This is a genomic window from Acidobacteriota bacterium, from assembly GCA_016196035.1.
Classification (GTDB): domain Bacteria; phylum Acidobacteriota; class Blastocatellia; order RBC074; family RBC074; genus JACPYM01.
On record JACPYM010000090.1, the window covers coordinates 1 to 15377 of the forward strand.

General features: G+C 58.7%; 9 protein-coding genes. 6 read left to right on the top strand and 3 right to left on the bottom strand.

Annotation, left to right across the window (positions count from 1 at the left end):
• Positions 1 to 381: 381 nt before the first annotated feature.
• The 5 genes from HY011_25970 to HY011_25990 all read left to right on the top strand — a co-directional run bounded on the left by HY011_25970 (position 382) and on the right by HY011_25990 (position 7056).
• Positions 382 to 2250, top strand: a complete 1869-nt coding sequence (locus tag HY011_25970) for a PQQ-binding-like beta-propeller repeat protein (protein MBI3426392.1) — start codon at positions 382 to 384, stop codon at positions 2248 to 2250.
• A gap of 617 nt (positions 2251 to 2867) precedes the next feature.
• Positions 2868 to 4727 (top strand): 2-oxoacid:acceptor oxidoreductase subunit alpha, encoded by a 1860-nt coding sequence (locus HY011_25975; protein MBI3426393.1) that lies wholly within the window; start codon positions 2868 to 2870, stop codon positions 4725 to 4727.
• Positions 4728 to 4737: 10 nt separating this feature from the next.
• Positions 4738 to 4974 carry a hypothetical protein gene (locus HY011_25980; protein ID MBI3426394.1) on the top strand — a complete coding sequence of 79 codons (237 nt, stop codon included), beginning with the start codon at positions 4738 to 4740 and terminating at the stop codon, positions 4972 to 4974.
• A 365-nt stretch (positions 4975 to 5339) separates the two neighbouring features.
• Positions 5340 to 6389: a 2-oxoacid:ferredoxin oxidoreductase subunit beta gene (locus HY011_25985; GenBank protein MBI3426395.1), complete on the top strand. Its 1050-nt coding sequence runs from the start codon at positions 5340 to 5342 to the stop codon at positions 6387 to 6389.
• A gap of 94 nt (positions 6390 to 6483) precedes the next feature.
• Positions 6484 to 7056, top strand: coding sequence for an NADH-quinone oxidoreductase subunit I (locus HY011_25990; protein MBI3426396.1), 573 nt, complete (start codon positions 6484 to 6486; stop codon positions 7054 to 7056).
• Positions 7057 to 7130: 74 nt separating this feature from the next.
• On the opposite strand, the gene HY011_25995 is transcribed toward HY011_25990, so the two are convergent.
• The 3 genes from HY011_25995 to HY011_26005 form a co-directional block, all read right to left on the bottom strand.
• Positions 7131 to 7364: a hypothetical protein gene (locus HY011_25995; protein ID MBI3426397.1), complete on the bottom strand. Its 234-nt coding sequence runs from the start codon at positions 7362 to 7364 to the stop codon at positions 7131 to 7133.
• Positions 7365 to 7390: 26 nt separating this feature from the next.
• On the bottom strand, positions 7391 to 8959 hold the full coding sequence (locus HY011_26000; GenBank protein MBI3426398.1) for a hypothetical protein: 1569 nt from the start codon (positions 8957 to 8959) through the stop codon (positions 7391 to 7393).
• A 315-nt stretch (positions 8960 to 9274) separates the two neighbouring features.
• Entirely contained in the window at positions 9275 to 10510 is a 1236-nt protein-coding gene (locus HY011_26005; GenBank protein ID MBI3426399.1) for an MFS transporter, read from the bottom strand.
• 647 nt (positions 10511 to 11157) lie between these two features.
• On the opposite strand from HY011_26005, the gene HY011_26010 reads away from it, so the two are divergent.
• Positions 11158 to 15276 carry a carboxypeptidase regulatory-like domain-containing protein gene (locus HY011_26010; protein ID MBI3426400.1) on the top strand — a complete coding sequence of 1373 codons (4119 nt, stop codon included), beginning with the start codon at positions 11158 to 11160 and terminating at the stop codon, positions 15274 to 15276.
• Positions 15277 to 15377: the final 101 nt, after the last annotated feature.

Consider the following 15377-nt stretch of genomic DNA (forward strand, 5'->3'; position numbering starts at 1 on the left):
AAGGCATCCCAGGGCAGAAGCTCAGCGGAGCGATGGCCGAGCTGTTGAAGAAATAATGTCGAGCAAACTTTCTATTTCAAGCAAATGAAACCACGAAGAAACGAAGCACACGAAGAGCCAGGGAGTCCAGATCGTCTGGGTTTTCTTCCTCGCTTCGTGCTCTTTGTGAGCTTCGTGGTGAGCATCCTTTTTCTTGAAATCTATAGTAACAACTGCCACTAGCTTGGCCTCCCACTCCGGGTTATCTATGCAGGGACGCAAATATCGCCATGCCATCCTCTGTCCGCTGCTGTGGGTTGATTGAGTGTCCTGAGTTTAGCAAGTAAAGTTTCCGCAAAAAAAAAGTGCACCAACGACTCGTGAAAGAACGTATAGCGCGATATGACTATCAATCAGATTGACTTGCCGACTTCTCAGAAAACACTGCGGCTCTGGCCTGGCGTGGCCGCCGCAGTGCTGCTGTGTCTGGTGACCTTCGTCGTCCCCAGCGTCATGCCCGATGCTGGTGGCGCCGCGATCATGGGCGGGATCGCTTGCGGGGTGGCCGTCATTGTGTGGTGGCTGTTTTTCAGCCGGGCACCCTGGGTCGAGCGCGTGGGGGCTATCGTGCTGATGGCCGTCGCGGTCCTCGTGACCAAGCTCTTCGTGCATCAGTCCATTTCGAACGGCATGATGGGGATGATGCTCCCCGTCTTTTCCATTCCTATCTTGAGCCTCGCGTTGGTCGCCGCTGTGGCCGCCGGACGTCGCCTCTCCAGCGCACCTCGACGTGCGTTGATGGTTGCCGCAATCCTGCTTGGGTGCGGAGTGTTCACGCTCCTGCGGACGGGCGGCATGACCGGCGAGGCCAGTTCGGATTTGCACTGGCGCTGGACGCCGACTCCCGAAGAACGGCTCCTGGCCCAAGCGAAGGATGCGCCAGTACCACTCGCGACGGTGTCTCCCACACCAGCGCCTGCCGCGCCAACGCCTTCCGCGACGGCCCCGGTTATCGCCGCGACCCCCGAACCAGGGAAAGAAGTTCCAGCCAAAGTCGGCGATGTGCCCGCCGCCGCCACCGCCGTTCCGGCAGCCGCGAAATCGCACGCCGACTGGCCCAGCTTTCGCGGCCCGGCGCGTGATGGCGTCGTGCGCGCGGGGCGGATCGAGACCGACTGGGCGAAGTCGCCGCCGGTCGAGTTGTGGCGTCACCCCATCGGCCCCGGCTGGTCGTCGTTTGCCGTTCAAGGCGAACTTGTCTACACCCAGGAACAGCGCGGCGAGGATGAGATCGTCTCTTGCTACAATCTGACGACTGGCAAGCCGGTGTGGCGACACGCGGACAAGGCCCGGTTCTGGGAATCGAATGCCGGTGCGGGGCCGCGCGCGACACCGACGCTCAGCAATGGGCGCGTCTACACCTTTGGGGCAACCGGAATTCTGAACGCGCTCGACGCGCGCACCGGCTCCGTCGTTTGGTCGCGCAACGCGGCCACTGACACTAACACGAAGGTGCCAGGCTGGGGCTTTGCGAGTTCGCCGCTGGTGAATGGCGACACCGTTGTCGTGGCCGCCGCCGGTGCGCTCGCGGCTTACGATGTGGCCAACGGCAAGCCACGCTGGTACGGCCCGGCTGGCGGATCGGGCTATAGTTCGCCGCATTTGTCGAAGATTGACGGCGTCGCCCAGATTCTGCTGCTGAACGGAGACGGCATCATCAGCGTCGCCCCTGCTGACGGCGCGCTGCTCTGGAAACACGAGTGGCCGGGCGACAGCATCGTGCAACCGGCGGTGATGGCGGGGGGCAACGTCCTGCTCGGCAGCGGCACCGGCATGGGGCGCGCCCAAAGCGGAGTGCGCCGCGTCGCCGTGACGCACGGAGCCGACGGCTGGACCGCCGAAGAGCGCTGGACGTCGCAGGGGCTGAAGCCCTACTTCAACGACTTTGTTGTTCACAAGGGCCATGCCTTCGGCTTTGACGGCAGCATCCTCGGATGCATCAACCTTGAAGACGGCAAGCGCAAGTGGAAGGGCGGACGCTACGGCCACGGGCAAATCATTCTGTTGCCCGACCAGGATTTGCTACTGGTGCTATCAGAAGAGGGGGATTTGGCGCTCGTCACGGCAGCCGCAGACCAATTCACCGAACTCGCGCGGTTCCCCGCCATCAAAGGCAAGACCTGGAACCATCCGGTGCTGGTTGGCGACCGCCTGCTGGTGCGCAACGGCGAGGAGATAGCGGCGTTCCGGCTCTCCCTCGCGAGCCGCTAATGGGATTGAGTTTGGCTTGACATTGTCATTAGTTGAAGGAATGAACGAAGGTAGTGAATCAATGAGCAGGGGGCAGACCTGCGTGTCTGTCCCGGTCGGGTCAGGTGTCCCCGTGTCCGTCTACGATCATTGAGGCAGACACGCAGGTCTGCCTCAATGTTGGGTTCATCTTTCTACCCCATTTCGACATGACCTGAGCGAACATCCGATCGCCTTGCGCGGCATCAAGCTGGCCAACGTTTTCATTAGTCGTGAGCAGGGGGGCTCGTTTAGCTTGATCTGCGGCGGCGGTTTGTTGGTGCTCAGGTTGACGACCACCCACCCACGCTTGCCTTCGGGGTTCAACCAACTGACGGATAATGTGAAGATACTGTAAAAGGTGGCTATGAGATGACAGACGGGCAAGCCGCTGTTATGATTCCGGCGGTTCGCTAAATCATCGTGTAAATTTTATAGTCCAATAAACGCGCAGAGTGGCGCGAACAGTGCGATAATCACCGCTCATTTCGTAATCATCATCGCAAGCTAAGCGCAATTCGGCTTTTTGCTGAACCCGTGATTAAACAGGGAAGAGCAAACGGCAGTTTGTGCATCACCGGAATGGAGTAGGTTCGTAAATGTCCACAACGACGATTGAAGAGAGTAAAAGCACGATTCACCAGATTGAAGAGTTAGAGACCGTCACGATTCGTTTTTGCGGCGATTCGGGCGACGGCATGCAATTGACCGGGACGCAATTCACGGCGACGTCGGCGATCCTGGGCAACGATATTTCGACGCTGCCCGATTTCCCGGCAGAGATTCGCGCGCCACAGGGCAGCTTGCCGGGCGTGTCGGGCTTCCAGTTGAATTTCAGCAGCCGCGACATCCGCACGCCGGGCGATGAACCGGATGTGCTGGTCGCCATGAATCCGGCGGCGCTCAAGACCAACCTGGCTGATCTGCTGCCGGGCGGCATCCTGCTGGTCAACACCGACGAATTCACCGACAGCAATTTCAAGAAGGCGAGCATCAAGTCGAATCCGCTCGAAGACGGCAGCTTGAGCGGCTATCGCCTCTTCAAATTGCCGATCACGCAATTGACGCTCAAGTCGCTGGAAGAATCGAAGCTGCCCTTCAAACAGCGCGAACGTTGCAAGAACTTTTATGCGCTGGGCCTGATGTACTGGCTGTATGACCGCCCGCTCGACGCGACGGTCAAATGGATTGATGAGAAGTTTGGCAACAAGCCCGAAATCGCCGAAGCCAATTTGATGGCCTTGAAGGCAGGCTTCAATTACGCCGACACGACCGAGATTTTCACCACGCATTACCGCGTCAGCAAAGCCGCGATCAAGCCGGGCAAATACCGCAACATCACCGGCAACGAAGCCACCGCCATCGGCTTCGTCACCGCCGCGCAATTGACCGGACGTCCGCTGTTTTACGGCAGCTACCCAATCACGCCGGCTTCGGACGTGTTGCACGAATTGTCGAAGCACAAAAATTTCGGCGTCAAAACCTTTCAGGCCGAAGACGAAATCGCAGCCATCGGGGCGGCCATCGGCGCGGCCTTCACCGGGCACATCGGCTTGACCGGCACCAGCGGCCCCGGTGTCTGCCTGAAATCCGAAGCGATTGGTTTGGCCGTGATGACTGAATTGCCGCTCGTCATCATTGACGTGCAACGCGGCGGCCCTTCGACTGGTTTGCCGACGAAGACCGAACAGGCCGACCTGTTGCAAGCGATGTTCGGACGCAACAGCGAATCGCCGGTTGCCATCGTCGCGCCGTCAACACCGGGCGAATGTTTCAGCATGGCGGTTGAGGCGGTGCGCCTGGCGACCAAGTACATGTCGCCGGTATTCTTCCTATCCGATGGTTATCTGGCGAATGGTTCGGAGCCGTGGCTGATTCCGAACATCGAAGATCTGCCCGAAATGAAGGTCACGTTCCGCACCGAGGTCGAAGGCTTCTTCCCGTATTCACGCGACGAAAAGACGTTGTCGCGTCCGTGGGCAGTGCCGGGCACGCCGGGCTTGGAACATCGCATCGGCGGCATCGAGAAACAGCACATCACCGGCAACGTGAATTACGAACCGGACAATCACGATTTCATGGTGCGCTTGCGCCAGGAAAAGATTGACCGTATGGCGCAGGACATTCCGGCGGTGGAAGTTTATGGCGACCCGCAAGGCAAAGTGTTGGTGCTCGGCTGGGGTTCGACCAACGGTGCAATCACCACGGCGGTCGAACAGATGCGCGAACAGGGCGCAAGCGTTTCGAGCGCGCACCTGCGCTACCTGAACCCGTTCCCGGCAAATCTGGGCGAAGTGCTGAAGAATTTCGAGACGGTCATTATTCCCGAAATGAATCTGGGGCAATTGGCGCTGCTGGTGCGCGCTAAGTTCCTGGTGGATGCGGTCAGCTTCACGAAGGTGAAAGGCAAGCCATTCAAGGTTTCGGAACTGGTCAAGAAGATCAAAGAGCATCTGTGAGGGAGGCAATATGCGGAACTCAGACTGGGACATTCGGCGGGAAGGACGCCAATGGACGCGCGAGGAGTGGGAACGCCGCACTTATCAAGCGCCTGAGAAAATCGAATATGCTGGCGGCATCTTCAATAACGACCGGGAGCGGATGACGGTGCTGGCGATGCTCCTGGAAAATCTCGGCATTGATCGGGCTGTGCAATTGGGGCAGCCCGCCGATTGGAAAGCTGCGGTGGCCGAGTTGAAAGAGTAACCGAGTTTGGAGACAGCAATCGTGCAGAAGTCAGAGAGCTTGCTTGAGTTCATTCGTAGGCGCGCTGACGAAGATTACCAGGCAAACTTTCAGGTAAGTTAGCTTGAAGGTCGCCTTGAAGGTCGTCTTGAGGAAGCTCGCAAACTCATGCACATCATCGCAACCAGCAAATTCGGACAGCTTGATCGGGCAATGGAGGCTAAATTGAACAGGCTTTCGCTGACACAAGCCAGAGAGTTGGTTTTAGTCATACAAAAACTCCAAAGCCCTGCGGAGTTCACGCGCTGGCTCAAAAAACACGCAACCAATGGCAGTTGATCTGCCCACTTGATCGAAAAGAATTGGGAGAGTTAAGAACTACGCTTATGAGCGAGAATGGAAAAACAAATGGCACGAATGGGCACGTCAAACTAACGCGCCAGGATTTTGTCACCAATCAGGAAGTCCGCTGGTGTCCGGGCTGCGGTGACTATTCGATTTTGGCCCAGGTGCAAAAGGTCATGCCGGAACTCGGCATTGACCGCGAGAAGATCGTCTTCATTTCGGGCATCGGCTGTTCGAGCCGCTTTCCGTATTACATGAACACCTACGGCTTCCACACGATTCACGGACGCGCGCCCGCCATTGCGACGGGCGTCAAGACAGCGAATCCCGACTTGCAGGTCTGGGTCATCACGGGCGATGGCGACGCGCTCTCGATTGGTGGCAACCACTTCATCCACGCGCTGCGCCGTAACGTGGATTTGAAGATCATCCTGTTTAACAACCGCATCTACGGGCTGACCAAAGGGCAATACTCGCCGACTTCGGAATTGGGCAAGATCAACAAGTCCGCGCCGATGGGGACGATTGATTATCCGCTCAATCCGCTGAGCATCGGCTTGGCTGCCGAAGCGACTTTCATCGGGCGTTCGATGGACGTTGACCCGAAGCACCTGGGGATGATGGTCGAGCGACTGGCGAAGCATAAAGGTTCGGGCTTCCTGGAGGTTTATCAGAACTGCAACATCTTCAATGATGGCACTTTCAAATCCTTCACCGACCGCGAAGTGCGCGACGACCGGCTGCTTTATCTCGAACACGGCAAACCGCTGCTCTTCGGCAAGAACAAGCAGCAAGGCATCCGGCTCAACACCCAAACGATGGGTGCCGAAGTCGTGACTGTCGGCGAAAACGGCGTGACCACCGACGACCTGCTCAGGCACGATGAAAACTCGGCGCGCAGTTATCTGGCTTATATCCTGGGACGCTTTCAGTATCCTGATTACCCCGTGCCGATGGGTGTCCTGCGCCAGGTCTTGCGACCGACTTACGAAGAGATGCTGGCCGGTCAGATCAAGACGGCCATTGAGAAAAAAGGCCCCGGCGATTTGCGCAAGCTGTTGCACAGCGGCGAAACCTGGACGATCAACTGAAGTTCTGGGTTCTAAGTTCTGGGTTCGGAGCGCAACGGCTGCTTTCAACCTCTGAACCCAGAACTTAGAACCCAGAACCCAGAACTAGGGATATATGTCTTTCCTTTCAGAAATCATCAACACCGTCAAAGAGATCGCCTACGTGGCGAAATCCACTGCACAGGGCATGAGCGTGACGCTCAGCCACATTCCCGGCAAGAAGGACACGATCAGTTATCCCGACGAGCCGGTGCAGATTTTCAAACGCTTCCGGGGCGAGCATTACCTGGGTGTGGATGAGAACGGCAAGGAACTGTGCGTGTCGTGTTTCCTGTGCGCGGCGGCTTGCCCGGCGGATGCCATCTACATCGAAGGCGCTGAAGACCCACGTCCATACGAACAGCGTGGCTCGCAGGATCACCGCTACGCCAAGATTTATCAGATTGATTACGGGCGCTGCATCCTCTGCGGCTTTTGCGTAGACGCCTGTCCGACCGACGCCATCAAGCACGGCCATAATTTTGAATGGGCTGTTTACACGCCCGGCGAAATGACCAAGGACAAAGAATATTTGCTGGCCAACCTCTGGCGCGAACCGGATGTAAAGCCGAATGAAAAGCAAAAAGCCCGCGCGGAAGAATTGCTGAAGAAGCATCCGCACGAGCCGTTCAATCTCGTCTTGCAGTAAGCGGACTGGCAACACCGAAAGTGAAAAGGCTGTGGCGCGCGCCCAGTTTTGACAAAGCCGCGCGCCACAGCCTTTTATTTTTCCGCCGCTTCTTCCCAACTCGAAAGCAGCAAGGTGTAACCGGTCAGCACGCCTTCGGCCACAATCCGCTTGCCGACCAGCCGCTCCAAGGTTTCATCGTGAAAGGGGTTGCCACCTTGGCGGCGCAACACATATTCACCCTCAGCCGTGGCCAGCAGCACAGCGTTGCGTTCGCTTTTGGAACCCGCCGCGAAGGGTTTTTTGATGACGTTGCCGGTGCACTGCATAAGCTCACCCTATCACAACGCCACGGCTATTTGGCCAGCAGCTCTTGAAACGAAACCACTTTGCCATTGACCTCTTTGGCGACAATAGCCACCGTCGGTTTCAAGCCCTGGGTTGGTTGAATCGTTTTGCGCGCGCCCAATAAGACGTGTATCCGCATCTGGGCGCTCGAACTCTTGGCCAGCGCGCGTGTCTTCGGTTGCACTTTGGACGTGACTTCAAAACTCTGCGTGGTCACGGATTCCATGTTCGCCGCCGCGATCAATTGTTTGAGTTGTGGGGAACCGCTGGCCGCCGGTGCTGCTTTAGCTTTCAGGCCGCGCGCGGTGGCTTTGGGCGCCGCAATGGGCTGCGCGACGGCTTGGTTTTGGATGAGCCAGGCGCCGCGTTGCGCCAGTTGTTGGCGGCGTTCGATGCGTTCGTGCGGCAGGTCATGCGCGCTGAGGGCTTTCGCCATTGCGCGTTTAGGCGATGGCGCTGTCACCGGTTGGATGGACGGATCACCCAGCAGATTGAATTGCCCCAGGGTTTTCAAATCTACCGGATCGAGCGCCGACGCGTGTGAGGCGAATTCCTGGCGCGCTTCCAACACCGCGCGTCCGAGCGAAGCGCCTTGCAGGACGTGCTTCAAAAAGAATTGGCAGAGCAAATCCGCCGCGCTGTTGCCTTCCGCCGGGCCATAGGCAATTGTGGTGCTGCCGAGATAACCATAGGCCTTGTCCGCCAGATAGGTATTGCAAATCGGCATCTGCGGCGGCACGAGCAGCGTCGGATCAAACAACTCCGCGCCGTAACAGCATTCCATCGCCGCGACGGTGCCCTCACTCAATTTGCCGGCGATAAACGCGGCGCTGTGCGCCTGGGGAAACTTGTTGCCCGATTGACCATAAAAGAACGCATCCGCTGGCGCGCCGTGGCAGTTGATGAAATGCGCGCGTGCGTTGAGTTGCGCCGCCGTCCAATTCGGCCCTTGCGTTGGTGAAGTGCGCGACGTGGCAGCCGCGCCAAACAGATTGGTTAAGCTGAGCGTGGTGGACTTTTCCCAGACTTTTGCGCTGATGCCCAAAAAGGGTTGGTATTCACTCGCGGGCCGTTGTTGCGCCGTCGCCGCTGTGGTCAGCAAGCCCACGAGATACGCCGGGTCTTTGCCGCCCGTGAGATCGGGCAAGCGGCCCATGACGCGCGTCGGCCCAATGAAATCCTGCACCTTTTGGCTGTAGGGCGCATCGCAGGCGTAAGGCAAATCGCCATACGCGAATTTGTCAGGATCGTTGTCGCCATCAAACACAGGGTTGAGCAAATCCTGATGCGGCACGACATCCACCGCGCCCAGAATCATCAGGTATTCCGGCAGCAAGGCGCGATAGACGGCGTCAATGGCCTGTTTATTCTGTTTGGTATCGGATGGATCAGTGACGGCGGCGACCTTGAACGGTTTCATGGCGGCGGCGCTGTCGAGCGCGATGACGCGGGTTTTGAGACCGCGCGCTTTATCTGCCGCGATCAGCTTTTTCCAGGCAGTCTGAATTTGGGTCAGACCCTTGCCGTATTTTTTGCGCAAGGCGGCGACGTTCGTGACGATGATTTTGTCGTTCATAGTGGCTGCTCCTTGTTGAAGGTTTGTGTAAAACTTAGGTTTGATTTTTCGGCTTACGGCGTGAGCGCGCGTCACGCCAAGAAATTTGCACTGCAAGCGGGAGAGCAACGAACGCGCGCAGCTTCACGCCCAAGCCGGGCAAAGTCAAGCGCGACAATTCGTGCGAATGATCTGGGGCAACAGCAAATGATCTTGCCGCAGATGAACGCTGCGAGACGCGGTTGAAAGTGACAGACGAAATGCACTCATCTGCGTTGCCCGGCGTTCATCTGCGGCTAACGTTGCTCGGCGGTTTCCAACACCGACTTGTACGGATCAACCAGCAGCCACATCAGCGCGCCCACCGCAAAAACAGCGGCCATCACATAAAACGGCAGCGCCCACGAATTGAACTTCTCCACCACGTAACCCACCACCAACGGAGCCAGCGCGCCGCCGATGTTGCCGAATGAATTCATAAAGCCCGTCACCACGCCCGCATTGCGCCGCCCGACATCCAGACACACCGACCAGGCCGCGCTGATCGTGGCGGACTGGCAACACAAGGCCAACGCCAACAAGACCGCCGCGCCGACCCGGTTTTCGACTTGCGGCACGGCCAGCAGCAACAAGCCGCTCATAGCCGCACGCGCCGACGCCGCAGCGTGCGATCTTCAAGCCGTGCGTGCGCGCCAGCCGGTCAGTCAGCCAGCCGCCAAACCAGAAGGTGCCGATGCTCAGCACCCACGGCAGCGCCGCATACCATTTGGCATTGTCGGCAGGGAAGCCGCGCGCCTTGATCAAATAGGTCGGCAGCCACGTCAGATAAAAATACAAACTGTAAGCATAGGCGAAATACATCCCGCAAATTGTCGCCATGTTGCGGCTGGTGAAGAGCGCCCGCCAGGGTACGTGATGCGCCTGCGGGGTGGTTTTAGCGTCCGTCGCGCCGCCGCGTATCAAAGCGACTTCGGCGGCATTCACGGCGGGATGCTCTTCGGGTTTGTTGCGGAACCAGCGATACCAGACCACTGCCCAGGCCGCGCCCAGCAAGCCGAATTCAACAAACGTCCAGCGCCAGCCCTGCCATTTCTGCAAGGTTAGCACCAACGGCGCGCTCAACGCTGCGCCCGTCGCCAAGCCGCGAAACGACATGCTCATCCCGCGCCCTTGTTCGGCTTGCGGCAGCCAATCGGCCACGCTGCGAGCAATGTTCGGAAAAGCGCCCGCTTCGCCCGCGCCAAACAAAAAACGAATCGCAAACAGCGACCAGAAGCCAAACACTGCGCCCGTCAGCGCCGTGAACAGCGACCACCACAACACAATGCGCGTCAACGCCAGTCGTGTCCCGTAGCGGTCGCCCAGCCAGCCGCTCGGAATCTCAAACGCGGCGTAAGCCACCGTGAACGCGCTGAAGACGTAACCCATCTGCGTCGGCGTGAAACCGAACTCCGCCGTGATCGCGGGCGCGGCGGCAGCGATGCAGACGCGGTCGAGATAGGTGATGACGGCGAGCGCGTAAAGCAGCCATAAGACGCGCTGGCGGGTGTGAGTTGGCAATGGTTCAGACATGGAGTTCAGCTTGGAAGGCGCACGATGGATGTCGCTGGTCGTGACAAAACGTTGATTGCCCGGCGCCAAAAAAGCTTGCGCGGGCAACGTCAGTCGTCTGGTTGTTCGCTTGGCGCAAGGCCAAAGGGTCAATGAGGGCGCGATGGTAGGTAGGAGGATGGATTCTGTCAATCTGCGTCACGGCCCATCGTCCTGCCTGTCAGGGCTTTTGCAAAGTCGCCAGCGGGAGTCAGTCGAAGGTCTGTGGCGGATGTTTTGAGGACTTTGCAAAAGCCCTGCGCTGAGTGCGGCGGCGGCACGCTGGCCCGAGCCTGGCGTTTGATGGCATTCCTTCAGCAGATTGAAATGTCTGCAAATGCAAGCAGTTGGGTTTCAATTTTAGATTTCTTTTGGAAAGATTTCAGGCTGGACTCATTGCTGAATGCCTGGCAGCAAGTTAGTAACATCAGACACGCTGAGCCATGATGTGACTGGCGCGTCCTCGGCCACAATGAAAATTGCTTTGCTGGCTTGACTGGGAAATTTCCTAAAATTTGCTTTTATTCTGTCCGACTTTGCCCCGCTGAGGGTTCGCCCTTGCGCATGGGCTATGCGCATAGCCTTTGAGCATTGTTGGATTGCCGATGAGGTTTACCAAAGAGGTTGTTATGAAGAATTTGCTCTGTGTTTTTGCTCTGCTTCTGAGTCTGGCCGCGACCGGCCTCGCACAAACCAATCGCGGCGGCATCAGCGGTACCGTGACGGACGTGACTGGCGCGGTTGTGCCCGGCGCCAAAGTCACGATTACGAATGCCGGTACAAACCAGTCTCAAACACTGACGACCTCGTCGGATGGGGCGTTTAACGCGCTGTCGCTTGAGCCGGTGGTGTATCGCATCACCGTGGAAGCCACGGGCTTCAAGAAAGCCGTGCTCAACAATGTCAAAGTGGATACCGCCAGCACCGCCACGGCCAACATCGCCCTCACGCCCGGCGAAGTCGCCAACGAAGTCACGGTGACCGCCGAGTCTCCGCTCATCAATGCGGAAAGAGGCACGACGAGCCAGACCATCACGGAGCGTCAGATTCAGGACGTGCCGCTCAACAACCGCAGCGTGCTCGATCTGGCCGTGACGATTCCCAACGTCTCAGGCGACGCGGGCAGCGAAGACCCGGAAGTCACTTCCGGGCAACCAGTGCCCGGCTTCAATTTGAGTTTGAATGGTGGACGGCCCGGCAGCACTTCGATGCTGGCGGATGGCGTCAACAATACCGGCGTCGGCATCGGGCGCGCGGTGGTCAGCTTCACGCCGGAGACGGTGCAGGAATTTACGATCCAAACCTCGGCGTATTCGGCTGAGTTCGGCACGACCGGCGGCGGCGTCATCAACATCACGACCAAGTCCGGCACCAACAGTTACAACGGCGTGGCGCTCTGGTATCACCGCAACCCGCTGACCAACTCGCGACCTTTCCGCGTGGGCACGGCGCCGCGGCCAGCCAACAATCTGCGCTACAACCAATTTTCAGGTTCGGTTGGCGGCCCGATTTGGCTGCCCAAAAAAATCTTCGGGCCAGCCGGATACGATGGCCACGACAAGACGTTTTTCTTCTTCGCCTATGAGCCGCGTTATCGCAAGGATTTTGTGACATCAACGGGGTTGCTGCCTAGCGCCGCCGAACGCGCGGGCGATTTTTCAAATCTGGTGCGCACCACCAGCGGCTTTTTGCCGGCGGCGGTGGCCGCCAAGTTCAATCAGACTTCGACCGGCCCGGCGAATATCTATCAACAGTTCGCGCTGACCGGCGGCAGGCTGACGCCGTTGGCGCAAACTTGCACGGTGGCAGGGGCGACGACGGCGTTCTTCTGCCAATTCCCCGATAACAAGATTCCGCAGAACATGCTCGATCCGACAGCGTTGCGGCTGTTGCAACTGATGCCGCCACCCGGCGAATACTTCGACGATTCGGGGCTGGTCAGAAACTTCCTGCTGGAACGTTCCGTGCGGCAGGACGAAAAACGCTACACGCTGCGGCTCGATCACAGCTTCACCAGCAAATTCAAAACGAACTTCCGCTTCACCAAAACGCCCGCCGTCGGTATTCGCGGCGCGGGCAATGACGTGAACGGCAACACCGGCGTTTACAGCGACGCCAAACAGTACCTCTTCACTTTTAACAACATCATCACGCCGACGCTGCTCAACGATCTGCGGCTCAATTACACGCGCGGCAATTTCAGCGAGGATTTCTCGCCCGAATTCGCCATCAAGACCGGGCGCAGTTTGTCTAACGAATACGGCCTGCCGAGTTTGACCAAAGGCGGGCTGCCGCTGTTCTTTTTGACGCAGGACAACGGCTATGTGAACGCCGACCTGGGTGCGGGCGGTTCGACCAATAACTTCAACGTCGAAGAACGCTTCAATCTCAACGACGTGGTTTACTGGACGCGCGGCAACAAGACCTGGAAGTTCGGCGTTGATCTCGATCACGCGCTACTGAACGTCACACCCTTCTTTGCGGCTTCCGGCGGGCGCTGGCAATTCCGCACCGTCAACACCAGCAACAATCGTGGGACGGGGCTGCCCAACGGCGGCAATGACCTCGCCAGCTTTTTACTGGGTGTGCCGAACGCGGTGGATGTGCGCCCGTTGCTGCTCGATTACAACTACCGCTGGAACAGCGGCGCGGCCTTCATCCAAAACGATTGGAAGGTGCGCCCGAATCTCTCGCTCAATCTCGGCATGCGCTATTCGCTGCAATATCCGCGCGCCGAAAAGAACAACCTGCAAGGCGTCTTCCGGCCTGATCTGACGCAAACGATCACGCTCACCGAAACGCAACGCCGCGCCATTGCCAGCGGGACAGGCGGTTTGGGCATTCTGGCGACCGATCCGATTCCCAGTTTTGTGCCGACCAACGTTCAGATACCGGCGTTTGCGTTTGCCGGTCAGGGCGGGCGCTCGAAATATGTCACGCCGGTGGATTACTGGGGTCTCGAACCGCGCTTCGGTTTCGCCTGGAGTCCGAAACTGCGCTGGGTGCAAGAGCGCCATCTGGTCGTGCGCGGCGGTTATGGCCTGTCGCACGCGCCGCTGACGGGGAATAACCGCAATCCGTCGCCGGATTTCGGCGGCTTTACCACCGTGGGCACGACCTTGACGGGGTCATCCGGCACGGCGGATGCGACCCTGCCGGTGCGGCTGTCCTTCAATCAACCCTTGCAAGGCACGGGCACGCCGCTCAATACCCTGTTGGGCACGAATGCCGACGGCATCGTTTATGGCAACGGCATCGGCGTGCCGGGCTTCGCCAATGATTTCAGCAACGGCAAAGTCCCTTACGCCCAGAACTGGAACCTGGCATTTCAATTTGAAGTCTTGAAAAACACCTCGGTCGAAGTGGCGTATGTCGGCAACAAAGGCACGCATCTGTACCTGCCGTTGGTCAACCTGAACCCGCGCAATCTGGACTTCGTCAATTTTCTGGAAGCGAACAACATTCCGGCGGAAGGCACGTTGGCCGATCCGCTGGGCCGCCGCAATTTGCTGGGCGCGGTGGTTACGATCCAGCGCAGCAGCATCGCGACCCCGTATTTCGGCTTTAACGAACTCAATCGTTACTTCGATCCGTCGGCCAACAGCATTCGCCACGCCGTCTATGTGGACGTGCGCCGCCGCGTGCGCAATGGCTTGACGCTGACGGCCAATTACACCTTTGGCAAATCCATTGACGACGCCTCGGACGCCAACCCGGATGTCAGAGTGCTGACGACCGGCACGACGCGCGGCCAGGTTTCGTATGGCGCGCCGCGCAAAGGCGACCGTTCAATCTCGACCTTCGATCTCAAACATAACGCCAGTTCGACCTTCATCTACGATCTGCCCTTCGGCAAGGGGCGCAAGCTGCTGGCCGGCGCGCCCAGCGTGGTGAATGCCGTCGTTGGCGGCTGGACGACTTCGGGCGTGATCCGCTATCAGGGTGGCCAGCCCTTCATTCCGTTTATCACGGACACGAACAAACTGGGCGGCACGAATCGCACCGTCCGGCTCGACCTGGTGCCGGGCGTGCCGCTGAAGAACCCGCTGTATTCGCCCAGTTGCGTGATTGGCTCGAACTGCGAACCTTATATCAATCCGGCGGCGTTTATGCGTCCGGTCAAAGGCAAATTGGGCAGCGCCCCGCGCACGCTGGATGTGCGCGCACCACTACAGGAATACTTTGATCTTTCGATCCAGAAAAACTTCCAGCTTCCGCATCTGGGCGAGAAACGCCGCGTGCAGTTCCGTGTGGACATGATCAATGTCTTTAATCACCCCAACTTCCGCTACGTAAACACGGGCAACACGCCGCCGGGCTTCGGCACCTTCCCGACTGAGATTACCACCGAGGCCGAGGCGGTCACGTTGCCCAACGGCGTGGCAGGCACGCGCGGAGCGGTGATTACGGCGGCGGAATACAACACCTGGGCGGCCTTCAACGGGCAGCCGCTTTCCACGACGACGGCGGGCGCGGCGCAACTCGCGGCCATTCGCGCGCGCGTGAATGCGACCCGGTTGCCGAACACCGTTGTGACGAACGCGCCCGCCTCGGCGCTGCCGGCGGATTTCTTCCACGTTCCGATTCCGCAGGGCTTCGCCACCCGCAATGCGAATTCCTTCGATCTCAACACGCTCGAAGGCTTCAAGCTGTACCGCTTGCGGCAGACTTACGATCCGAACTTCGGGACGCTGTTCGCGGTGAGCAACCCGCGCTACATCCAGTTCGGTATTCGCATCTTTTTCTAGGTTGATGCGGTACAGGGAGCGGTAGCGAACTGGTGACTTTGAGTTCTGCAACACTCAGAGTCACCAGTTCGCTACCGCTCCCTGTACCGTACCGCTCACCG

Excerpts from the sequence above, each read along its gene's own strand:
- HY011_25970 (MBI3426392.1), top strand. The coding sequence starts at position 382 with ATGACTATCAATCAGATTGACTTGCCGACTTCTCAGAAAACACTGCGG.
- HY011_25975 (MBI3426393.1), top strand. The coding sequence starts at position 2,868 with ATGTCCACAACGACGATTGAAGAGAGTAAAAGCACGATTCACCAGATT.
- HY011_25980 (MBI3426394.1), top strand. The coding sequence starts at position 4,738 with ATGCGGAACTCAGACTGGGACATTCGGCGGGAAGGACGCCAATGGACG.
- HY011_25985 (MBI3426395.1), top strand. The coding sequence starts at position 5,340 with ATGAGCGAGAATGGAAAAACAAATGGCACGAATGGGCACGTCAAACTA.
- HY011_25990 (MBI3426396.1), top strand. The coding sequence starts at position 6,484 with ATGTCTTTCCTTTCAGAAATCATCAACACCGTCAAAGAGATCGCCTAC.
- HY011_25995 (MBI3426397.1), bottom strand. The coding sequence starts at position 7,364 with ATGCAGTGCACCGGCAACGTCATCAAAAAACCCTTCGCGGCGGGTTCC.
- HY011_26000 (MBI3426398.1), bottom strand. The coding sequence starts at position 8,959 with ATGAACGACAAAATCATCGTCACGAACGTCGCCGCCTTGCGCAAAAAA.
- HY011_26005 (MBI3426399.1), bottom strand. The coding sequence starts at position 10,510 with ATGTCTGAACCATTGCCAACTCACACCCGCCAGCGCGTCTTATGGCTG.
- HY011_26010 (MBI3426400.1), top strand. The coding sequence starts at position 11,158 with ATGAAGAATTTGCTCTGTGTTTTTGCTCTGCTTCTGAGTCTGGCCGCG.